This window comes from Cupriavidus sp. UYPR2.512 (genome assembly GCF_000379565.1).
Taxonomy (GTDB): domain Bacteria; phylum Pseudomonadota; class Gammaproteobacteria; order Burkholderiales; family Burkholderiaceae; genus Cupriavidus.
Genome location: NZ_KB903159.1, coordinates 1 through 22,191, shown reverse-complemented (window position 1 = coordinate 22,191; position 22,191 = coordinate 1). Strand labels below are relative to the sequence as shown.

At 67.2% G+C, this 22,191-nt stretch carries 20 protein-coding genes and 1 pseudogene; 10 read left to right on the top strand and 11 right to left on the bottom strand.

From position 1 onward, the window contains the following. Positions 1 to 268 precede the first annotated feature (268 nt). The 6 genes from A3A5_RS0127455 (at position 269) to A3A5_RS0127430 (ending at position 6,830) form a co-directional block, all read left to right on the top strand. Entirely contained in the window at positions 269 to 973 is a 705-nt protein-coding gene (locus A3A5_RS0127455) for a DUF2889 domain-containing protein (RefSeq protein WP_026201192.1), read from the top strand. Positions 974 to 1,062: 89 nt separating this feature from the next. After that, positions 1,063 to 2,229 (top strand): ADP-forming succinate--CoA ligase subunit beta, encoded by a 1,167-nt coding sequence (sucC, locus tag A3A5_RS0127450; protein WP_013955623.1) that lies wholly within the window; start codon positions 1,063 to 1,065, stop codon positions 2,227 to 2,229. Between the two features lie 97 nt (positions 2,230 to 2,326). Continuing rightward, positions 2,327 to 3,208, top strand: a complete 882-nt coding sequence (gene sucD / locus A3A5_RS0127445; protein WP_011614568.1) for a succinate--CoA ligase subunit alpha — start codon at positions 2,327 to 2,329, stop codon at positions 3,206 to 3,208. 238 nt (positions 3,209 to 3,446) lie between these two features. Next, complete coding sequence (locus tag A3A5_RS0127440; RefSeq protein ID WP_018313672.1) at positions 3,447 to 4,142, top strand: TerC family protein; 696 nt, start codon at positions 3,447 to 3,449, stop codon at positions 4,140 to 4,142. Between the two features lie 319 nt (positions 4,143 to 4,461). Continuing rightward, entirely contained in the window at positions 4,462 to 4,929 is a 468-nt protein-coding gene (locus A3A5_RS0127435) for a prepilin-type N-terminal cleavage/methylation domain-containing protein (RefSeq protein WP_018313671.1), read from the top strand. A 92-nt stretch (positions 4,930 to 5,021) separates the two neighbouring features. Further along, the gene (locus A3A5_RS0127430) at positions 5,022 to 6,830 is read left to right on the top strand and encodes a Wzy polymerase domain-containing protein (protein ID WP_018313670.1); all 1,809 of its coding nucleotides are present in this window, start codon (positions 5,022 to 5,024) and stop codon (positions 6,828 to 6,830) included. Position 6,831: 1 nt separating this feature from the next. On the opposite strand, the gene A3A5_RS0127425 is transcribed toward A3A5_RS0127430, so the two are convergent. The 3 genes from A3A5_RS0127425 to moaC all read right to left on the bottom strand — a co-directional run bounded on the left by A3A5_RS0127425 (position 6,832) and on the right by moaC (position 8,498). Then, positions 6,832 to 7,359, bottom strand: coding sequence for a glycine zipper family protein (locus A3A5_RS0127425; protein ID WP_026201191.1), 528 nt, complete (start codon positions 7,357 to 7,359; stop codon positions 6,832 to 6,834). 14 nt (positions 7,360 to 7,373) lie between these two features. Then, positions 7,374 to 7,790 (bottom strand): hypothetical protein, encoded by a 417-nt coding sequence (locus A3A5_RS0127420; protein ID WP_018313668.1) that lies wholly within the window; start codon positions 7,788 to 7,790, stop codon positions 7,374 to 7,376. A 228-nt stretch (positions 7,791 to 8,018) separates the two neighbouring features. Then, on the bottom strand, positions 8,019 to 8,498 hold the full coding sequence (moaC, locus tag A3A5_RS0127415) for a cyclic pyranopterin monophosphate synthase MoaC (protein WP_026201190.1): 480 nt from the start codon (positions 8,496 to 8,498) through the stop codon (positions 8,019 to 8,021). Positions 8,499 to 8,595: 97 nt separating this feature from the next. Here moaC and A3A5_RS0127410 point away from each other — a divergent pair, with 97 nt between their 5' ends. Then, on the top strand, positions 8,596 to 10,434 hold the full coding sequence (locus A3A5_RS0127410; RefSeq protein WP_026201189.1) for a M48 family metalloprotease: 1,839 nt from the start codon (positions 8,596 to 8,598) through the stop codon (positions 10,432 to 10,434). Positions 10,435 to 10,443: 9 nt separating this feature from the next. Here the strand turns inward: A3A5_RS0127410 and A3A5_RS0127405 are convergent, their stop codons facing one another. The 6 genes and pseudogenes from A3A5_RS0127405 to A3A5_RS43640 form a co-directional block, all read right to left on the bottom strand. Further along, positions 10,444 to 11,034: a DUF2946 family protein gene (locus A3A5_RS0127405; protein ID WP_018313665.1), complete on the bottom strand. Its 591-nt coding sequence runs from the start codon at positions 11,032 to 11,034 to the stop codon at positions 10,444 to 10,446. Between the two features lie 41 nt (positions 11,035 to 11,075). Then, positions 11,076 to 12,170: a YheT family hydrolase gene (locus tag A3A5_RS0127400; RefSeq protein ID WP_018313664.1), complete on the bottom strand. Its 1,095-nt coding sequence runs from the start codon at positions 12,168 to 12,170 to the stop codon at positions 11,076 to 11,078. 61 nt (positions 12,171 to 12,231) lie between these two features. After that, positions 12,232 to 12,672, bottom strand: coding sequence for a nuclear transport factor 2 family protein (locus tag A3A5_RS0127395; protein WP_010812207.1), 441 nt, complete (start codon positions 12,670 to 12,672; stop codon positions 12,232 to 12,234). A 31-nt stretch (positions 12,673 to 12,703) separates the two neighbouring features. Beyond that, entirely contained in the window at positions 12,704 to 13,726 is a 1,023-nt protein-coding gene (waaF, locus tag A3A5_RS0127390) for a lipopolysaccharide heptosyltransferase II (RefSeq protein ID WP_018313663.1), read from the bottom strand. 112 nt (positions 13,727 to 13,838) lie between these two features. After that, positions 13,839 to 14,033: a zinc-finger domain-containing protein gene (locus A3A5_RS0127385; protein WP_010812205.1), complete on the bottom strand. Its 195-nt coding sequence runs from the start codon at positions 14,031 to 14,033 to the stop codon at positions 13,839 to 13,841. Between the two features lie 116 nt (positions 14,034 to 14,149). Beyond that, positions 14,150 to 14,284: pseudogene (locus A3A5_RS43640) on the bottom strand (branched chain amino acid aminotransferase); the annotation flags it as partial. Between the two features lie 178 nt (positions 14,285 to 14,462). Between A3A5_RS43640 and A3A5_RS0127375 the strand changes: the two are divergent. Beyond that, the gene (locus tag A3A5_RS0127375; RefSeq protein ID WP_081624005.1) at positions 14,463 to 17,474 is read left to right on the top strand and encodes a DEAD/DEAH box helicase; all 3,012 of its coding nucleotides are present in this window, start codon (positions 14,463 to 14,465) and stop codon (positions 17,472 to 17,474) included. 180 nt (positions 17,475 to 17,654) lie between these two features. Beyond that, positions 17,655 to 18,674 (top strand): tripartite tricarboxylate transporter substrate binding protein, encoded by a 1,020-nt coding sequence (locus A3A5_RS0127370; protein WP_018313660.1) that lies wholly within the window; start codon positions 17,655 to 17,657, stop codon positions 18,672 to 18,674. Between the two features lie 116 nt (positions 18,675 to 18,790). Here A3A5_RS0127370 and A3A5_RS0127365 read toward each other — a convergent pair whose 3' ends face one another. Further along, on the bottom strand, positions 18,791 to 19,933 hold the full coding sequence (locus A3A5_RS0127365; protein WP_026201188.1) for a helix-turn-helix transcriptional regulator: 1,143 nt from the start codon (positions 19,931 to 19,933) through the stop codon (positions 18,791 to 18,793). Between the two features lie 102 nt (positions 19,934 to 20,035). Further along, positions 20,036 to 21,142: a helix-turn-helix transcriptional regulator gene (locus A3A5_RS0127360; protein WP_018313658.1), complete on the bottom strand. Its 1,107-nt coding sequence runs from the start codon at positions 21,140 to 21,142 to the stop codon at positions 20,036 to 20,038. A gap of 381 nt (positions 21,143 to 21,523) precedes the next feature. Here A3A5_RS0127360 and pgk point away from each other — a divergent pair. Continuing rightward, positions 21,524 to 22,191: phosphoglycerate kinase (pgk, locus tag A3A5_RS39435; protein ID WP_018313657.1), on the top strand; the 668-nt coding region annotated here is incomplete at its 3' end.

The window sequence follows — 22,191 nt, the reverse complement described above, 5'->3', positions numbered from 1 at the left end:
TGCACTGCCATCAGGGTGTATTCGCTGCATTGCGTTATCTCCGGGCTGGACTGGCGACGATTTTGTTGCCATCGCTGAGTCCGTGTTCCGCTGGTGCATTGCGGCAAGGCGCCGCGCCATGCCGGGTGTCATGGTCGGCCAACAATCCCGCGGCGACAGTTGCTGCGCAAGGATGTTCCCGGCCAACGCGGCGCGGCATGTTAAACTCCCCCGGTTATTCGGTGCTCCGGCACCGCCGTTCCCCAGCCCCCGTATTTCCAGCCTGGCCATGCCTCTGTCCCAGCCCGTCAACCGCTCCCAGCGTCACCGTCGCGCCATTACGGCCGAGGCGTACCAGAGAGAGGACGGCTTGTGGGATATCGAGGTGCGCCTGACCGACACCAAACCTCGCGACATCGAACTGGCCGGCGACCGCGTCCGGCCGGTGGGCCAGCCCCTGCACGACCTGTGGCTGCGCGTCACGATCAATGAGGCAATGACGGTGCTGGATGCCGAGGCCTGCTCGGACTGGGTGCCGTATCCGTCCCATTGCGACACGATCGGCCCGGCTTACCGCAAGCTGATCGGCCTGAACCTGCGCCAGGGCTTTCGCAAGGCCGTGCGCGAGCGCCTGGGCGCCATGCACGGATGCTCGCACCTGACCGAGGCCGCCGGCGTGCTGCCCAGCACGGCGATCCAGGCCTTTGCCGGTGAAGTCATCAATATCCGCGACAACGGCGAGGACGACCCGAATCCGGAGCCGCCCTATCAGTTGAACGGCTGCCACGCCCTGCGTTTCGATGGCGAGGTGGTTCGTCAGTTTTACCCGCGCTGGTATGGTCACCAGCCGACGCCCAAGGTACGGGCCGAGGCAGCGACTGCCGTCGCAACGGTGCCTCAGGCGCCGGCCGCGGCCAATGGCGACCGCGGTGGTGACGCAACCGACGGCAACGACGCTGTCCCGGCCGAGCGGCCGACCGGCACCTCCGGCTGATTCTCAGGATTGGCCAGCCTGACGAGAGAGTTCGTCTTCTTTCAGATTCTTCCCTTCTACCTTTTACGCCTACCCGAAAGGAAACACGCATGAATATCCATGAGTATCAAGGCAAGGAAATCCTGCGCAAATACAATGTGCCGGTTCCGCGCGGCATCCCCGCGTTCTCGGTTGACGAGGCCCTGAAGGCCGCAGAAACGCTCGGCGGCCCGGTGTGGGTCGTCAAGGCTCAGATTCATGCGGGTGGCCGCGGCAAGGGCGGCGGCGTGAAGGTTGCCAAGAGCATCGACGACGTCAAGACCTACGCCTCGAACATCCTGGGCATGCAACTGGTCACGCACCAGACTGGCCCGGAAGGCAAGAAGGTCAACCGCCTGCTGATCGAAGAAGGCGCCGACATCAAGAAGGAACTGTACGTTTCGCTGGTGGTGGACCGTGTTTCGCAGAAGGTCGCGCTGATGGCCTCGAGCGAAGGCGGCATGGACATCGAAGAGGTCGCTGCCCACAGCCCGGAAAAGATCCACACCCTGATCATTGAGCCGTCGGTCGGCCTGACCGACGCTGAAGCCGACGACATCGCCCGCAAGATCGGCGTGCCCGACGCGAGCGTGGCGCAAGCCCGCCAGGCCCTGCAAGGCCTGTACAAGGCGTTCTATGAAACCGACGCTTCGCTGGCTGAAATCAACCCGCTGATCCTGACCGGCGACGGCAAGGTCATCGCGCTGGACGCCAAGTTCAACTTCGACTCGAACGCGCTGTTCCGTCACCCGGAAATCGTTGCCTACCGCGACCTGGATGAGGAAGACGCCAACGAAATCGAAGCCTCGAAGTTCGACCTGGCCTACATCTCGCTGGACGGCAACATCGGCTGCCTGGTGAACGGCGCCGGCCTGGCCATGGCCACCATGGACACCATCAAGCTGTTCGGCGGCGAGCCGGCCAACTTCCTCGACGTGGGCGGCGGTGCCACCACCGAGAAGGTGACCGAAGCCTTCAAGCTGATGCTGAGCAACCCGAACGTGGAGGCCATCCTGGTCAACATCTTCGGCGGCATCATGCGTTGCGACGTGATCGCCGAAGGCGTGATCTCCGCTTCCAAGGCCGTGCACCTGACGGTGCCGCTGGTCGTGCGCATGAAGGGCACCAACGAAGACCTCGGCAAGAAGATGCTGGCCGACTCGGGCCTGCCCATCATCTCGGCCGACACGATGGAAGAAGCCGCCCAGAAGGTGGTGGCCGCTGCCGCTGGCAAGTAAGCCGTCGCACGAACGCAACCATACGCGAACGCGGGCGGCGCAGGCGCTTTGATGCGCCCTTGCGCGCGCCGCTCGTCGCCAAGCAAAGGATTACAGCATGTCGATTCTGATCAACAAAGACACCAAGGTCATCACCCAGGGCATCACCGGCAAGACCGGCCAGTTCCACACCCGTGGCTGCCGCGACTACGCCAACGGCAAGAACTGCTTCGTCGCGGGCGTGAACCCGAAGAAGGCCGGTGAAGACTTCGAAGGCATTCCCATCTACGCCAGCGTCAAGGACGCCAAGGCCCAGACCGGCGCCACCGTGTCGGTCATCTACGTGCCGCCGGCAGGCGCCGCTGCCGCGATCTGGGAAGCGGTTGACGCCGACCTGGACCTGGTGGTCTGCATCACCGAAGGCATCCCCGTGCGCGACATGATGGAAGTGAAGGACCGCATGCGCCGCGAGAAGAAGAAGACCCTGCTGCTGGGACCGAACTGCCCGGGCCTGATCACGCCGGACGAAATCAAGATCGGCATCATGCCGGGCCACATCCACAAGAAGGGCCGCATCGGCGTGGTGTCGCGCTCGGGCACGCTGACGTACGAAGCCGTGGGCCAGCTGACCGCGCTGGGCCTGGGCCAGTCGTCGGCTGTCGGCATTGGTGGCGACCCCATCAACGGCCTGAAGCACATCGACGTGATGAAGATGTTCAACGACGATCCGGAAACGGACGCCGTGGTCATGATCGGTGAGATCGGCGGTCCGGACGAAGCCAACGCGGCTTACTGGATCAAGGAAAACATGAAGAAGCCGGTGGTTGGCTTCATCGCTGGCGTGACCGCGCCTCCGGGCAAGCGCATGGGCCACGCCGGCGCGCTGATCTCGGGCGGTGCCGATACCGCCCAGGCCAAGCTGGAAATCATGGAAGCCTGCGGCATCAAGGTGACCAAGAATCCGTCGGAAATGGGCCGCCTGCTGAAGGCAATGCTGTAAGTTTTACCTTGTCATTGCCGCGTGCGAGCGCGGAGTGACGAGTCAGGCAAATGCCCCCGCCAGCGCGGGGGCATTGTCTTTCTGTTGGGCCACTTTTGGGGTAGCTCACACGTAACATTACTGAATTGAAATCTAATCGTAAGGTTCGTGCGGTAAACAGTCATGTTCGTGTTTTGAGACATCCGAAATCCCGTTAGATGACGGGGTGTACCATCTAAAAAAATCAAGGAGCCCTGCCGTGGAACTGCTGTCTTCCACCACATTCTGGATTGCGTTGGGATCGATCATCCTGACCAATATCGTCCTGTCCGGCGACAACGCGGTAGTGATCGCGCTCGCCTCGCGCAACCTGCCGCCCGCCCAGCAGAAGAAGGCCATCTTCTGGGGCAGCGCCGCCGCCATCATCATGCGCGTGGTGCTGACCGTGGCTGCGGTCAAGCTGCTGAGCCTGCCGTACCTGAAGATCATCGGCGCCGTGCTGCTGGTCTACATCGGCGTGCAACTGCTGACCGGCGAAGACGACGAGGACGGCCACGACGCCAAGGACAATATCTGGGCCGCCATCCGCACTATCCTGATTGCCGACCTGGTGATGTCGCTCGACAACGTGGTGGCCGTGGCCGCCGCCGCCCAGAAGGGCCCCGAAGGCAGCCAGCTGATGCTGCTGATCCTGGGCCTGGGCCTGTCGATCCCGCTGATCGTGTTCGGCAGCACCATCCTGCTCAAGGTGATGGAACGCTTCCCAGTCATCATCGTGCTGGGCGCCGCGCTGCTGGGCTACCTGGCCGGCGAAATGCTGGTCAGCGATCCGATCGACGCCGCCTGGTTCGAAGTCCACGTGCCGCACGCCCACCTGGTATTCGGCGCCGTGGGCGCGATCCTGGTGGTGCTCATGGGCAAGCTGCTGAGCCGCCGGTCGGCGCAGACGGCCTGACAAGACTGCGCACAGGCGAGAAGGGCGGCCAAGCGGCCGCCCTTCTTTCATTGGTGGCCCGGCAATGCGATTGTCGGTGCCTTAGCCAACTAACTCATGTGAGTGATCGCACATTTTGTCGGTTTACGCCGTGCTAGCGGGCGCAGATGACAAATTTTGGCGCATCCGGCAAGCATCCCCCTGATGGGTGACGAAATTTGTCGCTTTTCACCCCCTACGGACGGGGATGCCGCTGGCACGCTTACTGCTCAATCGTCCCCGCGTCACGAAAAACGAAGACGTGCAACGCTTAACCAAAATCTCTTCGAGGGGTCAAATCATGCAACGGGTACAACAACTGAAGAAGCTGGGCCGTCGAGTCCAGAAGGGCTTTACGCTGATCGAACTGATGATCGTGGTGGCGATCATTGGTATTTTGGCGGCTATTGCTATTCCGCAGTATCAGGATTATGTGACGCGTAGCCGGTGGTCGGATAACTTCTCTCAAGTTGCCCCGCTGAAGCTGGCCGTCGCAGAGTGTACTCAATTGAGCAATGGGGTTATTGCTGCGAAGTGCGATACTGACGTTTTGCTCAAGGCAGCCACCGGCTACCCATCGCTTCCCACGCCTGTTAATGGCACTGTTACGCTGACGGCCGCCACTGGCGCCATCGTAATTACGGGCAAGGCGGCCCTGCTGGGATGCGAAGTAACGCTGACCCCGGATATTACTGATCCGAACGCGATGAAATGGGTTGCCTCGAATTCGGGGGCCGCGCCCTGCACGAGGGCCAAGACTGGAATCTGAGTTTCGCTTGCTCAGCCTCAAAGCGCCTTCGGGCGCTTTTTCTTTCCCCATTCACCAAGCTATCATGCGCCTTTTCCCCACCAAGGCACCGCATGCCGCAGCCCAGGACCGCCATCCCGGCGATCTACCTAGCCTTCACGATTACCGTCCCGCTGCTGGTATCCCGACATACCCTGCCGCTCGCGACCTTCTACGGTGAATGGGCCTGCGCACTTCTGTTCTCTCTTGCCGCCCTGAGCCTCATCGCCGGCGCAAGGCAGGCGGGCGCTGCCAATGGCAAGGCAGTCCCTTGGGTAGTCTTGGTTCCGCTGTGGCTCATCCTCACCAGCCTGGTCCAGGCGGCCTCTGGCGCCATTGACTACACCGGAAGCCGCCTCGCCTCCCAACTGACGTTGGCGCTCGGCGCGGTGGTCATGTGTGCCGCCTTGCGCCAGGCCCGCAGCGCCGACAATGAAGCGAGGCAAAGCCTCACCACAGCCATCGCCGTCGCCTTCTTCATCGCCGGCCTTTTCGGCACCTTGGCGCAGTGGGCGCAGCTGTTCCATCTCGAGTCCAAGTCCTTCGGCTTCGTCTCCACCTATTTCTACGACGACAACCGCCGCCTCTGGGGCAACCTCAACCAGCCCAATCATCAAGCCACCGTTGAAGGACTAGCACTGGTGGCATCCGTATGGCTTGCCTCGCGCGGATCGCTGCGCTTCCCGATGTGGCTGGTCGCCGTGGCATTGCTGGAAAGCGGCATCGTATTGTCCGGCTCGCGCACCGGCGTGCTTCACGTCGGGCTAGCGGCCACATATGCGCTGGTCGCGGCATGGCTTGCGCGAGACGTGAGCCGCGATGCCGACCCGATCCGCCGCCCGCCTGGCCTGATCGTCGCGGCGGTTGCGTTGGTCGTGATGCTGCTTGTCTTGCAGCCGGCGATCAAGGCAGCAGGACAGACATTCGACTGGCACCTGTTCGATACGATTGCACAACTGAAGGCCGAGGACCAGGTTTCCGCACGCAGCGCGCTGTGGGCGCATGCGCTGGCAATGTTCCGCTCCCACCCCTGGTTCGGCGTAGGCTGGGGCGAGTTCGGCTGGGCCCAGTTCCAACAGTTGCAGCAAGTCGGCGTAAAGGTGGAAATGTCCCTGCACGCCCACAACGCCATTCTCGACCTGCTGGCGAAGACGGGCATCGTCGGCACCGCCGGCGTGGGCCTGATCCTGCTGGCGTGGCTATGGCGCGTGGTTCGCGTTCGCTTGTGGCATGGCGATAGCGCGGAGCGCAAGCAGACTGTGCTGGTGCTCACCTGGCTGGCGATGCTGTGCGGGCATTCGATGCTCGAATACCCGCTGCACTACCTGTATTTCTTCCTGCCGTTCTGCTTCATGCTCGGTTGGCTGGAGCCGTCGGGCTTCGGGCGCTGGCGCGTGCCGATACCAGTGGCACGGGGGCTGGCGATCGCGTTTGTCGTGGTGGCTGCGGCGGTGCTGGCCACCATGTGGCAAGACTACCGCCGCGCCGAAGCCCGCGAATATGCCAGCAGTGAAGGCCGCAACGCCTTGCCGATGCCGCGCTTCTGGTTCCGCCAGCATGCACAGGCCGATGCTGCCGGCCTGGCCACCATTACGCCGGCCAATGCGGCAGAGTTGTTGCCCGCCCACATCGCCGCCGTCCACCTGCTGCCTACACCGACCATGATCGCACGCACCGCATGGCTGCTGGCGCTGACCGGCGATCCCGCGCAAGGCCGGCAGTGGATGGAACGGCTGCGCTGGTACTACCTTGGCGATGAAGTCGCGCAATACGCTGAGATTGCGAAAGCTTGCCGCAGTCTGGCACCAGACGAACGCCCGCAGGCATTCTGCGCATGGGTTGGCGACCGTTCGCGCCGGTATTCCGAATGGCCTCGGGACTGACTTAATAGTACGGATACGGGCTGTAGTAGACCGGCGGCGGGGGCGGCGGATAGTAATAGCGCGGCGCCGGCGGCGGTGCGGCGGCGACGCGTCCAGGGACTGGCACGCGGTTTCCGCTGGCGTACATGCACTGTACGTAGGCGGCATCGTATTGCTGCTGCGTGCCGTAACCCGCGTACTGCGCATTGCCCGCGCCCACTGCCGCGCCGGTCAGCAGGCCGACGCCGGCGCCCACGGCCGCACCCGACCCGCCATTGAAGGCAGCACCGGCCGCGGCGCCCAGCGCGGTGCCGACCACCGCGCTGCCGACGGCGGCAGTGTTGGCGGCCTGCGATGATGAGACACCGCCCACTCGCCCCAAGGCGAACTGCCGGCAGTTGTAGTCGTCGGCGCGGAACTGGTCGAAGCTTTTGCCGGTACCGGGCATCGCCATCACGCTGGGGCCAGCGGGCATCACGGCGCAGGCGCCGAGGATGGTGGTAAGGGCGAGGGTGGCCACGGCCAGCGTGGCCCGGGTCAGGGTATGCATGGTGTCACCCCGCATCAGGAGTTGGCCGGAGGTTGCGCCGGTACGCGTTGCCAGCCGCCGGGGCAGGAAGGCACATAGGGGTAGTAGCCTTCTGGCTGGTTGCAGTGGTACCACCAGCCCGGTTCCGGTGCTACTCCGTCCGGGCCGGGGACCGGCACGGGGCCGTTCGGTCCCTGTTCGATGTACTGCGGCGGCGCCGCGGGCGGGTAGTAGTACGGGGCGGGGTAGCCATACGGGTAGCCGCCGTAGAACATGCCGGGCCCGAAATAGAGACCCACGCCGACGCTGGTACGCGTCTTGATAAAGCCGCCGCGTGCGTCGCTATCGTGTAAAGCGGCATCGTGGAGATCGGCCCGCCCGGCGAGGGCGGCGCCGCTTGCGGCCGTGGCCGCCAGTGCCAGGGCGATCTGGCAGAGCATGCGCCCGTTCATGGTATCCACCTCATCCCCGCGCGCACCGCATGGCACGCCACGGACAGGGTCAGCAGGCCGCAATCATTGCCGGCCTGCATTCATATTGAATACCAAATTGTCCCGCGCTGGCACCACGGCGGCGCGGCTGGAAATGCGGCGTTACCTTTATTACCGGGGAACGACGCTGGCATAAGACGTCATGACACAGCCCATCGCGGCGCGTGTTGCAGGCGTCACGTAAGAAGGTCAGCCGGCCGCCACCCAATCCCCCGACTTGCCCCCATGCTTTTCCAGCAGCTTCACATTGCCGATCACCATGCCGCGGTCCACTGCCTTGCACATGTCGTAGATCGTCAGCAGCGCCACCTGCACGCCGGTCAGCGCTTCCATCTCCACGCCGGTCTGGCCACGGGTCTCGGTGCGCACGGTGCATGCGACGGTGGCGGTGGCCTCGTCCAGCGCGAACTCGACCGCCACCTTGGTCAGGCCGATCGGGTGGCATAGCGGGATCAGGTCGGCGGTGCGCTTGGTGGCCATGATCGCCGCCACGCGGGCGATGCCGATCACGTCGCCTTTCCTGGCGCTGCCGTCGCGCACCAGCGCGAAGGTGGCGGGCTGCATGGTGATGGTGCCAGTGGCCACGGCGACGCGGTGGGTGCTGGCCTTGTCGCCGACGTCGACCATGTGGGCTTGTCCGGCGGTATCGAAATGGGTGAGCTGGGTCATGATCGAGCGCTTCAGTGCGAACTGTGTGCAGGTGGCCGCCAGCGTCCTTGGGAAGCATCCGATGGGAACGGCCACGGGAGGCCGCTATCATAGCAACATGCCAAAACACCCATCGCTTCGCAGGTCTGCCGCACGCGGCCCTGGCGCCGTGGCGGACGCTGTTCCTGCCGGTTCTGCGTCACATCGGGCCGGCGCCGGCCATTGCCGCGCTGGCGGCGCATGGACGCCATGGCGGCGGCCGCTGGCGGCGCTGCTGGCGCTGACGTTCGCGGCGCCGGCCTGGCCCCAGGGTACGCCGCGCACGACCACGGCGCCAGCCACGCCAGTGGCGTCTGCGCCCGTGGCCAGGCCGGCGCAGCCGGTGCCGGCCATCTCGGGCGAGGCCAGCGACCAGGTCTATGACAACCTGAACCGCAGCGTGAAGGCGGGCCAGAAGTCTGAGTTCGGCCTGCGCACCAACAACGCGGTGGTGGAGGCCGGCGGCGTGCAGCTGCCGGACCTGGGCGACCCGTCCACCGCGTCGCTGTCGCCCGACATGGAAAAGCGCCTGGGCGACCGCATCATGCGCGATATCCGCCGCGACCCGCAGTACGTGCCGGATCCGCTGCTGTCCGATTACCTGAACGCACTGGGCTACCGGCTGGTGCAGGCGGCGCGGCGCCAGAATATCTCCGGTTCGACCGGTGCCGGCACCTTTGCCACCGGCTTTGACCTGTTCGCGGTGCGTGACCGCAGCATCAACGCGTTTGCGCTGCCGGGCGGCTATATCGGCGTGCATACCGGGCTGCTGGTGCAGTCCGATACGGAATCGGAACTGGCTTCGGTGCTGGGCCATGAAATCGGCCACGTGATGCAGCGGCATATCGCGCGCGGCATCACCTCGCAGGACCAGTCGATGTGGATCGCGCTGGCCTCGATGGTGCTGGCGGGCCTGGCCGCCACGCGCAGCCCGGACGCCGCGGCGGCGCTGGCCATGGGCGGGCAGGGCGCGGCCATCGCCAACCAGCTGTCGTTCTCGCGCGGGGCCGAGCGCGAGGCGGACCGGGTCGGCTTCCAGATCCTGACCGCGGCGGGGTTCGACCCGCAGGGCATGCCGGACTTCTTCATGCGGCTGCAGCGCGCATCGGGGACTGCGGAAAACTCGGTGCCGTCCTATGTGCGGACCCACCCGCTGACCTCCGAGCGGATTGCCGACATGCAGGATCGCGTCAGGCATGTCGCGGCGCGCAAGGTGTCCAACACGCCGGAGTATGAATTCGCCCGCATGCGGGCCCGCGCGATCCAGGAGAGCTCGCCCAGCGACTTGCAGACTCTGCGCACCGCTTTGCAGGCGCAGATGTCCGGGGCCTCGACGTTGCGCCTGCCGGCGGTCTATTACGGGATCGCGTTCACGGAGCAGCGCCTGGGCCGCTACGCCGCCGCAGAGCAGGCGCTGGCCGAGGCGCGCCGGCTCTACGGCAATATCCCCGGCGCCACCTCGGGCAGCCCCATGCTGGATGTGATGGCGGTGGAGCTGGCGCGCGCTCAGGGCCGCGTGCCCGAGGCGCTCTCCCAGGCCACCGCCTCGATGAAGGCGTTCCCGCTGTCGCATGCGGTGGCGACTGCCTATGCCGATACCCTGGTCGGCTCAGGCCGCTATGAAGAGGCCGTGCGCTTCCTGCGCGAACGCACGCGCCAGGAGACCAGCCGCAGCGATTGGTGGGAGCTGCTGGCGCGCGCCTACGCGGGCCAGGGCAAGCGCTTGCAGCAGCACCAGGCGCTGGCCGAGAAGTATGCGATGGACGGCGCCTACCAGGCCGCGATCGAGCAGCTGCAGATCGCGCGCAAGGCTGGCGACGGCGACTTCTACACGCTGTCCGAGGTCGATGCGCGCCTGCACCAGCTAGAGCGCCAGTACCGCGAGGACAAGCAGGACAACAAGGGCATGCCGAACTGAGGCAGGCCGTCAGCCAGCCGGCGGCGCCGGCTGGCGCACGAAGCCAAAGTGCTTCGGCACTTCGCTCTCGGCGATCGGGGCGATCGGGAAGTCATGGCCGGCGTGGTGGAACACGCCCAAGTCCGCGCCGCAGGCTTCGCCATGCCAGGTGCTGGCGCCGCTGAACAGTTCCAGGTCGTGGTCGTGCAGCAGGGCGGCCTGCTGTGCCGGCGGGCTGCCTTGCGCCATGCCCTCGACTGCGCCGGCCAGCACCACGTTGCCGTGTTCGTCGGCGTAGCAGGCTTGCAGCGTGAAGGCCTGCTGCGTGGTCGTGCGCAACGCGCCCTCATGCAGCCGCACGACCCACGGCGCATAGCCCAGCGATACGAACACCCGCTGCGGACCGTTCTGGAAGTACCAGGCGCCGCGCTCGTCGCACAGGTAGTTGCGTTCGATAAAGCCGATCAGCGCTTCATGGCGGATCGGGTCGCCAGACAGCCCGTGCTGCTGGGCGTATTCATTGCGCAGGCGCCACTGGCCGCGACGGTCCAGTGCCAGCCAGCCGTAGGCATTGGGCACGTTGGGCCAGCGTGCCATGGCTTGCCTGACGATCTCGTCCATGTCTGTCTCCTCGGCGGACCGTTGGGGGGACTGCGCCCGCCTTACATCATGCTGTCAAAAAATCTCAGGATCCGTGCCGGCAGCCATTCAATATCGCCGCTGAAGCGCCCGTCGGGCAGCAGCGGCAGGTGCCGGCGCCAGCCCTCGGGCGGGGTCATGAAGCCGACATGGCCGCCGTGCTCGGGCTGTTCCAGCCATACCTGGGGGCTGGCTTCGGCCGGGCCGGGCAGGTGCCGGGCCGGCAGGAACGGATCGTTGCGCGCATTGAGCACCAGCGTGGGCACGGCGATGTCGCGCAGCACGGGTTTGCTGGAGGCGCGGCGCCAGTAGTCGTCGGTATCGATAAAGCCGTGCAGCGGCGCGGTGACGACGTTGTCGAAGGCGTACAGGTCGCGGCTGGCAAGCATCGTGTCGCGGTCGAACAGGCCCGGGAACTGCCCCAGCTTGGCCAGCGACTTGCGCTTGAGCGTCTGCAGGAACATGCGCGTGTAGACCAGGTTGAAGCCGGCCGACAGCGCCGCGCCACCGGCAGCCAGGTCCAGCGGCGCAGAGATCGCCGCGGCCGCATGCACGTGGCCGGCGCTGGTGCCGTCTTCGCCCAGGAAGCGCAGCAGCGCGTTACCGCCCAGCGAGATCCCCACCACCAGCAGCTTGCGCCCGTTGGCGCAGTGGCGCTGGCGCATGCGTTCCAGCACCCAACGGATCTCGGCCGAATCGCCCGAGTGGTAGAAGCGCGGCGCCAGGTTGAGCTCGCCCGAGCAGCCGCGGAAATGCGGGATCACGCCCTGCCAGCCGCGCAGGGACAGCGCCTGCATCAGCGCCTGCGCGTAATGGCTGCCGGAATCGCCCTCCAGTCCGTGGAACATCACCACCAGCGGCGTGTCCGGGCGCACCGGGTGAGTGGTCCAGTCGAGGTCGATGAAGTCCTGGTCGGGGGTGTCCCAGCGCTCGCGGCGCAAGCTCACGCGCGGCGGGCGGCGCGTGAAGCGCGCGGGGATGATGGTCTGGGCATGGCCGCCGCGCAGCCACCATGGCATCGGCACGCCTTCGCCGTAGCCATGGCCGGGTGCCGTGGCGGGATCAGCCTGGGCGCCGTGGACGGCCTGGGGAAGGCGGTGGTGCGGAAGCTGCGTCATGCCGGCGTGGTGTTGCAGCAGGCCGCGGCGCGGCCGTGCGGGTTTAGAACCAGACGGGTTCTTAATGCAGCGCCTGCCCCGGCGCGGCGGCCACGGCGGCAACCTGCACCGCGTTGGCCGGGCTGCAGTGGATATGCGCCAGGCGCCAGCCTTCGTGGTTCTGCATCAGCACATAGGTGGTGTGCACGTACAGGTCGGCCTCGACGCGGTCGCCGCCGAAGCGCAGCGCCTCGGTCACGTCGAAGATCGACACGGCCATCGACGCATGGCTGCTGGTCTCGATCGCATCGACCAGCACCGGCTGTTCTTCCAGCAGCTGCAGGAAGGCCTGGCGCAGCTGTTCGTGGCCGATCAGGCGCTGGCCGTCGGGCAGCACGCAGGTGATCGAGTCTTCGTCCAGCCACAGGCGCAGCGCGCCGTCGGCGTCGCGCAGCTTCAGTGCTTCGCGAAAGGCTTCGACGATGTCTTCGGCGGAATCGAACAGGCGGGCAAAGCGAGGCATGGTGGCAGTAGAAGTGGCGAGGGCAGTGAAGTCAGGGCCGGTGCAGCAGCTTGCGCAGCTCGACGAACACCATTTCAGGTTCGATCTCTTTCAGGCAGCGCAGGTGGCCCAGCGGGCACTCGCGCTTGAAGCAGGGACTGCACTCCAGCTGCAGCCACATGATACTCGCTGCCTGTGACAACGGCGGCGTGTGGCGCGGGTCGCTCGAGCCGAACACCGCCACCTGGGGCCGGTTCAGCGCCGCAGTGACGTGCATCAGGCCGGAGTCGTTGCAGACCGCGGCTTCGGACAGCGCCAGCAGGTCCACGGCGTCATCCAGCGAGGTCTGGCCGCACAGATTGCGCACGAACGGGGCCTCGCTGACGATCTCGGCGGCGATCTCGGCGTCCTTGGCCGAGCCCAGCGTGATCATCTGCGCGTACGGGTAGGAACGCCGCAGCATCTGCGCGAGCCTGGCGAAATGCCCGGCCGGCCAGCGCTTGGCCGGGCCGAACTCGGCACCCGGGCAGAACGCGATCACGCGCGTGTGCGGGGCGATGCCAAAGCGCTCGGCGGTGGCCGCCATGCGCGTCGGGTCGACGCGCAGGCGCGGCTCGGTCAGGTCTTGGGGCAGGCGCGCGCCGGGCTTGAGCGCCAGGCGGGCGTAGTGCTCCACCATCGGCGGGCGCTTGTCGCGCGGCGGGTTGGCGTGGCGCACGTTGAGCAGGCCGAAGCGGGCTTCGCCGCGGTAGCCGATGCGCAGCGGAATGCCGGCCAGCCAGGGGACCAGTGCCGACTTGAGCGAGTTCGGCAGCACGTAGGCAAGATCGTAGCCTTCGTTCTTGAGCTGTTGCGCGAACATCAGCCGTGCCGACAGCTGCAGCTTGCCGTGCGCGAGGTCGGACGGGAACACGCGGCTGATTTCCGGCATGCGCGCGAGCACGGGCGCGACCCACTTGGGCGCGAGTGCGTCGATGACCAGGCGCGGATGGCGCGCCTTGAGCAGCGCAAAGAGCGGCTGCGCCATCAGGGCGTCGCCGATCCAGTTGGGGGCGATGACGAGGGCTTTCTTCATGGGCGGGGCGCTTGGAGCCGGCACGCCGGCGCGGACGCCGGGAACGCCGACGCTCCGGGGCGCCTGCAAGCGGCCCGGAGCGTCAGGATCGTGCGAATGCGGGCGGCTCGGGTCAGTGGTGGCCCTTCAGCACGGTGCCCGGCTTGAGCTTGTAGACGGTGCCGCAGTAGGGGCACTTGGCTTCGCCGGTGTCTGCCACGTCGAGGAACACGCGCGGATGGTAGTTCCATGCCGGGGTGTTGGCGGTCGGGCAGTGCAGCGGAATGTCTTCAGCGCCGATTTCGATGATGGTGGCCGTTTGGGTCATGGTGTTGCAGGGAATGATGCTTGTTGCAGGGAATGATGCTTATTGTTCGATGAAAACAGCGGGTGTGCCGCGCCCGGCAGTACCGGGCGCACGCAAAAGGGGCTGGCAGCCGGTGCTCAGACCAGCGTCAGCCACTTCTTGTACTTTTCGTTGATGCCGCCCACGGCGGCAAAGAACGTGTCCTGGATCTGCCTGGTCACCGGGCCGCGGCGGCCTTCGCCGATGACGCGGTCGTCCAGTTCGCGGATCGGTTCCCCCAGCGCTAGCAAAGTAGCAAAAACAACATTGTAAGCCGCGGGGGCATGGGTCACAACGCGATGACGGCGCCGCGGCGGTCTAGAATCCCATTTTCCGGGCGTTTGCCGCATGGTGGACGTCATTTTTTGCTGTTCCCGCCATTGCCGCCGGCTTTCCTGCTCTCGACTTGTCGTGCCTTTGACTCCACATCCCGGCCCTGAATCCCTGCCCGAGCCGGTCCCCGGCCACGATGGCGCCGCGGCCGGTCCCGGCTGGCAGCAGGCACTGGACGCACTGCGTGCGCTCGCCGGCACCGAGCCTGCCGCCGGGGCAGCTGGCGGCAGGCGCCTGCTGTGGGCGCTGACGCTGGATGCCGACGGCGCGCCCGGCATGATCGAGCCGCTCGAGCAGGCGCGTGGCGCACGCGGCTGGGGCAAGCCCAGGCCGGTGCCGCTGGCGCGCGTGGCCGAGGACGACCGGCTGGAGCCCTGGGACGCCCGCGTGGCCCGGGCCATCCGCCGCGACCAGTCGCACAACCGGCGCTACGTGCTCGACCGCGCCGCCGCGGCGATGGCGCTGGTGGGGCATCCGGGCGTGGTGCTGGCGCACGCGCCGTCGCAGACGCTGGAGGTGGTGGAGGACGCGCCTGCGCTGGAAGCGGTGCACAGCGCCGGCCGCTACGTGCTACGCATGTTCCCGCCGGTGCGCGAGGCGCCGGCGATGGAAGCCTTGCTGCCCGCCGCCGCGCGCCAGGAGGCCGAGGCGCTGCGCCAGCTCACGGTGGTGCGCGACGGCCCGCACCGGCTGCGGCTGATCCGCTTTACGCCGGCGCAGTTCGAGGCCGCCCGGCTGATCGGCGATGGCCTGGCAATCCCGGAGGACGGCCACGCCCAGCTCGACCAGACCTTGCGCGCGCTGGCCGGCCAGTTCCAGGTCCAGGCCGACCAGGCGGGCGGATCGCGTGCGGTAGAGGCTGAAGCGCGCCTGCGCGCCGAGGTGGCCCCGTTGGGCGGGCTGGCGGTGCGCGGTATTTCGCTGCGGCTGGTGGTGACGCCGCTGGGACCACTCGGGCCGCGCCTGGCGCCCGGCGCCGGGCGCGAGCGCCTGATGGCCGCGGTGCGCGGCGAGACGCTGGCCACGCAACGCGACCTGGATGCCGAGCTGGCCAGCGTGGCCGAGGTCTTCGCGGCATTGCCGCAGCTGGTGGCGCTGTCGCCGCCGGGCGGCGAATACACCTGGACGCTGGACGATACGGAGGACGCGCTCGCCGTGGTCGAGGCGCTGCCCGGCCTGCCCGCGGTGCAGGCCGTGGAATGGCCGCGCGGCAAGGAACTGCGGGTGCTGCCGGCCGACCTGCCGCAGCTGGGCGTGCAGATCGAGAGCCGCGGCGCGTGGTACCGGCTGGCCGGCGAGCTGCGCGTGGCCGAGGGGCTGGTGCTGGAACTGGGCAAGCTGATGGACTGGACCGGCAGCCACGCCGGGCGCTTCGTGCCGATGGGGCAGGGCGTCTACGTGGCGCTGACGCGCACGCTGCGCGGCCGGCTGCGCGACCTGGCCGGCGTCGGTGAGCATGTGCCCGGCGGCATTCGCGTACCGCAGATGGCCACGCCGTGGCTGGACGACGTGCTGGCCGGCGCGGGTGTCGATCCTGACGCGCATTTCCGCCAGCGCATCGCCCGGCTGCGCGCCGCGCGCGAGGCGGACATCGCGCTGCCTGCCACGCTGGCGGCTGAGCTGCGGCCCTACCAGGAGGCCGGCTACCGCTGGGCCATGACGCTGGCAGCCTCGGATCTGGGCGCCTGCCTGGCCGACGACATGGGCCTGGGCAAGACCCTGCAGGCGCTGGCGGTGCTGGTGGCGCGCGCCGGTGGCGGCGCCGCGCTGGTGATCGCGCCGACCTCGGTCTGCGGCAACTGGGCGGCCGAGGCGCGGCGCTTTGCGCCCACGCTCAACGTCCATGTCTATGCCGAGGGCGATCGCGAGACGCTGCTCGCGCAGGCCGGACCGCATGACCTGGTGATCGTCTCCTACACGCTGCTGCAGCAGGCCAGCAAGGCGTTCTGCGCGCGCGAATGGCATACCGTGGTCGCGGACGAGGCGCAGGCCTTCAAGAACGCGGTCACGCGGCGGGCGCAGGCGATGTTCGCGCTGCCGTCGGGTTTCCGCTTGGCGCTGACCGGCACGCCGGTGGAGAACCGGCTGGCCGAGCTGTGGTCGGTGATGCGGTTCTGCAATCCGGGCTTGCTGGGCTCGCTGGCCCGCTTCAACGAACACTTTGCCAACCCGATCGAGCGTGGCGGCGTGCGCGAGGCGCGCCAGCGGCTGCGCCGCATGATCGCGCCGTTCGTGCTGCGCCGGACCAAGGCGCAGGTACTGGACGAACTGCCGCCGCGCACAGAGCTGGTGATCCGCGTCGAGCCCGAGCCGGTAGAAGCCGCACACTACGAGGCCCTGCGCCGCCAGGCCCAGACCGAGGCCGAGGCCGCGCTGGCGCGCGTGGAAGCGGCACGCAAGGCCACCAAAGGCGCGCCTGCCGGGGCCCGTGCGCGCGCCCTGGCGCAGGCCCAGCACCAGGCGCAGGCGCGCATCCACGTGCTGGCGCAGCTGATGCGACTGCGGCGCGCCGCGTGCGATCCGCGCCTGGTCACGCCGGAACTCAGCGGCCAGCTGTCCGAAGGCGCCAAGGTGCGCGCCTTTGTCGAACTGGCCAGCGAGCTTGCCGCGAGCGGCCACAAGACCCTGGTGTTCAGCCAGTTTGTCGATTTCCTGCAGCTGCTGCGCCAGGGGCTGGAGCGCGCCGGGCTGGCGCTGCAGTACCTGGACGGCGCCACCCCCGCGGCCGAGCGCACCCGCCGCGTGGCCGCCTTCCAGGCCGGCGAGGGCGATGTCTTCCTGATCAGCCTGAAGGCCGGCGGCTTCGGCCTGAACCTGACCGCGGCCGACTACGTGATCATTGCCGATCCCTGGTGGAACCCCGCCGCCGAAGACCAGGCCATGGGCCGCGCGCACCGCATCGGCCAGCAGCGCCCCGTGACGGTGTACCGGCTGATCAATGCGGGCACCATCGAGGAGCGCATCGTCGACCTGCACCGCGACAAGCGCGCGCTGGCCGACGGGCTGCTGGAGGCCGACGACGACAGTACCGCGGGAACCGGCGCGCCGCTGCCGGACGTGGACGAGCTGGTGGGGTTGCTGCGGCGCTGAGGCGATGCCGGGGAGGCATAGTTATGCCCCGATGGAATACCTTCAGGCGAACACGGTCGTTTGGTTTTGGCAGGAACCTTGTTATCTTGTTGCGCTGGCCCGGGGCTCAGACCCCGGCCACCATACCGACCCGCCCCCGCGCCGGGCCTTCCCTTGCTGAATTTTACCGACGGTGCCCCCATGCCTGACTCGTCCCGCCTGCTTCCGCGCTTGTCCTTCCGTTGCGCCGCCCGCCTGGCCGCGCTGTGCGCCGCCGCTGCCGTCAGCACGGTCGGCATGCCTGCCCATGCGCAAGGTGACTGGCCGGCGCAGCCGGTGACCATCCTGATGGGCTTCACCGCGGGCTCCGGCGTCGACATCGTCGGCCGCACGCTGCAGGAATCGCTGCAGAAGTCGCTGAAGACCACCATCATCTACGACTACCGGCCGGGCGCCGGCGGCAACGTCGCCTCCGAAGTGGTGGCGCATGCCAGGCCGGATGGCTACACGCTGCTGCTGGGAACCGCCGCCACGCACGGCATCAACCCGGCGCTGTACAAGAACCTGCCGTTCGACGCCGAGGCTGATTTCACCCCGATAGCGCCGCTGGTCGAGGTCTCCAACGTGCTGACCGTCAACCCGGCTGTGCTGGATGTGAAGTCGGTCAGGGAATTCATCGAGAAGGTCAAGGCCAACCCGGGCAAGTACAACTTCGCGTCCACCGGCAACGGCACCGGCACGCACCTGGCCTTTGCCGAGTTCAACGCGCGCGCCGGCCTGGACATGGTCCACGTGCCCTACAAGGGCGGCCCCGACGCGCTGCAGGCGGTGGTGAAGGGCGAGGTCTGCTGCATCTTCAACCAGGTGCAGAGCGTGCTGCCGCAGTACCGCGCCGGCAAGGTACGCCTGCTGGGCGTGACCACCAGGCAGCGCGTGCAAGTGATTCCCGACGTGCCGACCATTGCCGAGAGCGGCTTGCCCGGCTTCAACAGCACTATCTGGTTCGGCTTCTTCGGGCCGAAGGGGCTGGATCCGAAGATCGCGCACAAGATCAATGACGCGGTGAAGGTGGCGCTGGAAACGCCGGCGATCCGGCAGAAGCTGGTCGATGCCGGCAACACGCCGCGGGTTGAGACTGTGGATCAGTTCAGGGCTACGGTGAAGGGGGATCGTCAGAAGTGGGCGGGGGTGGTTAGGACTGTGGGGGCTTCGGTGGATTGAGGTTCATTGAAGGTGGTTGGGGGATGGTTCGCTATGCGGTCCACGAGCAATCGCATATCGCAGAGCAGAGGCGGCCTGCAACCAGCAGGAGCGGCAAGCGCCCCAAGCCCCCGCCCCTAAGCTCTCACCCCCAACCTAGTCAACAAATGCGCCAACTGCGCCTGCGTCCCCGTAGCCGTCTTGGTAAAAATAGCCTTCAACTGCGTGCGCCCGGTCTCGCGCCGGATGCCGATCAGCTCGCACGCCTCGGGCAGGCCGATGCCCGATGACAGCTGCAATGCCAGCCGGGTCTCGGCCGGCGTGAGGCCGTAGAGATCGCGCAGAACGGCCGGCAGCGTCATCGGCGCGGTGCCGGGCTCGTGAATTGCCACCAGCACGCTAGGGCGCTGCCAGTCCATCGCCAGATGGTGCGCGGGCGGCAGCGGCAGCAGGACGACCTGGGCCTGGCGGCCGGCGCTGTCGGCCGCGCGCAGCGCCTGCGCCGGCTGCGGGTTGGCGGGGTTGCATGCCGCCCGCAGCGCTTCGGCAAACGGGCGCGACAGCTGCCAGTCGGCTTCGTCGCGCACGGCTGCGGCAGGCGGCGCCACGGCGCTGGATTCGATCGACACCGCCGGCAGCAGCCGGCGCACCCAGGCCTCGCCGATGCTGTTGGCCAGCAGCGGCTTGCCATCATCGCGGAACACGATCACGCCGAACGGCAGCCGCTCCATCAGCTGCGCCGACGCATGCGCCAGTGCCGACACCTGGTGGGTGCGGTCGCGCAGCGCCATCGCATGGCGCACGTGCGGGATGGCCCAGTCGAGCGCGCGCGCGTCTTCGGGCGAATAGTGGTCGTGGCCCTGCGGGCGCTGCAGCGACAGGAACACGTCGTAGTGCGGCTGGCGCTCGATCAGGCAGGCCATTACCGACGACTGCTCGAATTGCCGCAGGAACTCGCCGTAGAAGGGCGACTTGCGCATCGCCGGTACGCCCAGCTCGCGTGAATCGATATACCAGTTGCCCACCGACATGCGCCTGGCGAACGGCAGGGCCGGGTCGATGGCTACGTACTGCTCGCTGTAGGCGGCCACCGCCTCCGGCATGGGGTTGACCTCCTGGTTCACCAGCACGCGCTCGTGGACCGTGTCGAGCACCAGCAGATGGGCATGCGTGCTGCCGCTGGCCTGGCACAGCGCGCCCAGGCTGCGCTGCCAGGCGTCGGCATCGAAGATCCCCTCGTATAGCGCGCGAATGGTCTCGTGCATCTGTGTGTCGCTCATGGCTTCCCTTCTTTTTGTTTCTTGTACTTTTAGCACTTTCTTCGCGGGGCAAAAGGGCGGGCCGCAGGCGCGGCGCCGGCCCGATGCCGGGCGCGGTGATGTTCAGGCTCCGTCCAGCGCCGCGCCGAGGCGCGAGAGCAGATGCGTCAGCTGGGCCTGGCTGTTGCAGCCGGTCTTGTGGAACACGGCCTTGAGCTGCGTGCGCGCGGTTTCGTGGCGGATGTTCAGCTGCTGGCTGGCTTCGGGCAGGCCCTGGCCGGTGGCCAGCTGGGTGGTCAGCCGGGTCTCCGCCGGGGTCAGTCCGTACAGGTCGCGCAGCACCGGCGCCAGCAACAGCGGCGCGCTGTCCTGCTCATGCACGATTACCAGCGCCGCCGGTTCCTGCCATTGCGCGGCAAAGGCGTGCGAGGGCGGCAGCGGCAGCACGATCACCTGCGCACCGGCGCCGCTGCCGTCGGTGGCACGGGCGGCCTGCGCGCCGACCGCGCGCCGCGGGTCGCAGGCGGCCTGCACCATGTCGGCGAACGGGCGCGACAGGGTCCAGTCCGACACCTTGCCGGCCGGGTCCAGGCGCCGCGCCCAGCGCTCGCCGGCGCGGTTGCTCAGCAGCACCTGGCGCTGCGGCGAAAATACCAGCAGCGCAAAGTTGAGCCGCTCCACCAGCTGCGTCGACAGCCGCGCCAGCACCGTCAGCCCCAGCGTGCGGTCGCGCATGGCCATGGCGCTGCGCATATGCGGGATGATCCAGTCCATGCCGCGGGCATCGTCGGGCGAGAACAGCGGCTGCGTGCGCGCGCGCTGCATCGAGAAATAGACTTCGTAGTGGGGCTGGCGCGCCACCAGGCAGGCCACGTAGGAGCGCAGGTCGTAGCGGTGGAAAAAGTCGCGGTAGAACGGATGGCGGGCCATGGTGCCTTCGCCCAGTTCGCGCGCGTCGATATACCAGTCGCCCGGCCGCAGGCGTGGCGCGAACTGCTTGGCCGGATCGATGGCCTGGAAGTCCGATTCGTACTCGGAAAACAGTTCCACCACCGGATTGACGATCTCATTGACGGTGACCTGGTCGCGGACGGTGTCCCAGACCATCATCGAGGCGTGTGCCGTGCCCGCCAGTTCCGTCAGGGTGCGCAGGCTCTGCTGCCAGGCACCGGGATCGAGAATGCCCTCGTACAAGCCACGGATCGCTCCGTGCATGTCGGCTTCTTTCATCTGACTCACCCCTGCATTCGCGACAAGGAAATGCGCGGCGCCGGCGGTGCGTCTGATCGCACATCGGCTGCATTCTTTTTGGCTGCTTGTTATTTTGGCCGCCTGTTGTCATGGCCGTTTCAAGATCGGCTCTGGCGCTTTTTGCGTGTCTGTTGTAGCAGACGTTGCATACATTACCGCACTCGGGGGTCAAGAGGGGCGTGAAGCTGACCCTTCTTTCGTGGGGAGATATGTCACCAGCACCCTGTGAGCTTGCCCTGAATGTGCTGCAAGGGACATATTCAAGGTTGGTAACGGTCCGGAATCGGCAAAGCGTTGACCACGATCAGGTAAAATGCCCGTTTCCCCGAATTTCAGCGAAATCTCGCGCTATCCATCGCCATGACCTCTGTCCTGCGTCTTTCCGACCTGATTTCCCAAGGCAAAATCTCCGGCAAGCGGGTGTTTATCCGCGCCGACCTGAACGTGCCGCAGGACGACGCCGGCAATATCACCGAGGACACCCGCATCCGTGCCTCGGTGCCGGCCATCGAGGCCTGCCTGGCTGGCGGCGCCGCGGTGATGGTCACCTCCCACCTGGGCCGCCCGACCGAGGGCGAGTTCAAGCCAGAGGACTCGCTGGCGCCGATCGCCACGCGCCTGTCCGAGCTGCTGGGCAAGCCGGTCAAGCTGGTGCAGAACTGGGTCGACGGCGTCGAGGTGGCGCCGGGCCAGGTGGTGCTGCTGGAAAACTGCCGCGTGAACAAGGGTGAAAAGAAGAACAGCGACGAACTGGCCCAGAAGATGGCCAAGCTGTGCGATGTCTACGTCAACGATGCCTTCGGCACCGCCCACCGTGCCGAAGCCACCACGCATGGCATCGCGAAGTACGCCCCGATCGCCTGCGCCGGCCCGCTGCTGGCCGCCGAGATCGACGCGCTGGGCAAGGCGCTGGGCCAGCCGGCGCGCCCGCTGGTGGCCATCGTGGCCGGCTCCAAGGTCTCGACCAAGCTGACCATCCTGAAGTCGCTGGCCGACAAGGTCGACAACCTGGTGGTCGGCGGCGGCAT

Bases quoted from the DNA above. Each gene is read 5' to 3' on its own strand.
- A3A5_RS0127455 (WP_026201192.1), top strand. From the start codon at position 269: ATGCCTCTGTCCCAGCCCGTCAACCGCTCCCAGCGTCACCGTCGCGCC.
- sucC (WP_013955623.1), top strand. From the start codon at position 1,063: ATGAATATCCATGAGTATCAAGGCAAGGAAATCCTGCGCAAATACAAT.
- sucD (WP_011614568.1), top strand. From the start codon at position 2,327: ATGTCGATTCTGATCAACAAAGACACCAAGGTCATCACCCAGGGCATC.
- A3A5_RS0127435 (WP_018313671.1), top strand. From the start codon at position 4,462: ATGCAACGGGTACAACAACTGAAGAAGCTGGGCCGTCGAGTCCAGAAG.
- A3A5_RS0127430 (WP_018313670.1), top strand. From the start codon at position 5,022: ATGCCGCAGCCCAGGACCGCCATCCCGGCGATCTACCTAGCCTTCACG.
- A3A5_RS0127425 (WP_026201191.1), bottom strand. From the start codon at position 7,359: ATGCATACCCTGACCCGGGCCACGCTGGCCGTGGCCACCCTCGCCCTT.
- A3A5_RS0127420 (WP_018313668.1), bottom strand. From the start codon at position 7,790: ATGAACGGGCGCATGCTCTGCCAGATCGCCCTGGCACTGGCGGCCACG.
- moaC (WP_026201190.1), bottom strand. From the start codon at position 8,498: ATGACCCAGCTCACCCATTTCGATACCGCCGGACAAGCCCACATGGTC.
- A3A5_RS0127410 (WP_026201189.1), top strand. From the start codon at position 8,596: ATGCCAAAACACCCATCGCTTCGCAGGTCTGCCGCACGCGGCCCTGGC.
- A3A5_RS0127405 (WP_018313665.1), bottom strand. From the start codon at position 11,034: ATGGACGAGATCGTCAGGCAAGCCATGGCACGCTGGCCCAACGTGCCC.
- A3A5_RS0127400 (WP_018313664.1), bottom strand. From the start codon at position 12,170: ATGACGCAGCTTCCGCACCACCGCCTTCCCCAGGCCGTCCACGGCGCC.
- A3A5_RS0127395 (WP_010812207.1), bottom strand. From the start codon at position 12,672: ATGCCTCGCTTTGCCCGCCTGTTCGATTCCGCCGAAGACATCGTCGAA.
- waaF (WP_018313663.1), bottom strand. From the start codon at position 13,726: ATGAAGAAAGCCCTCGTCATCGCCCCCAACTGGATCGGCGACGCCCTG.
- A3A5_RS0127385 (WP_010812205.1), bottom strand. From the start codon at position 14,033: ATGACCCAAACGGCCACCATCATCGAAATCGGCGCTGAAGACATTCCG.
- A3A5_RS0127370 (WP_018313660.1), top strand. From the start codon at position 17,655: ATGCCTGACTCGTCCCGCCTGCTTCCGCGCTTGTCCTTCCGTTGCGCC.
- A3A5_RS0127365 (WP_026201188.1), bottom strand. From the start codon at position 19,933: ATGAGCGACACACAGATGCACGAGACCATTCGCGCGCTATACGAGGGG.
- A3A5_RS0127360 (WP_018313658.1), bottom strand. From the start codon at position 21,142: ATGAAAGAAGCCGACATGCACGGAGCGATCCGTGGCTTGTACGAGGGC.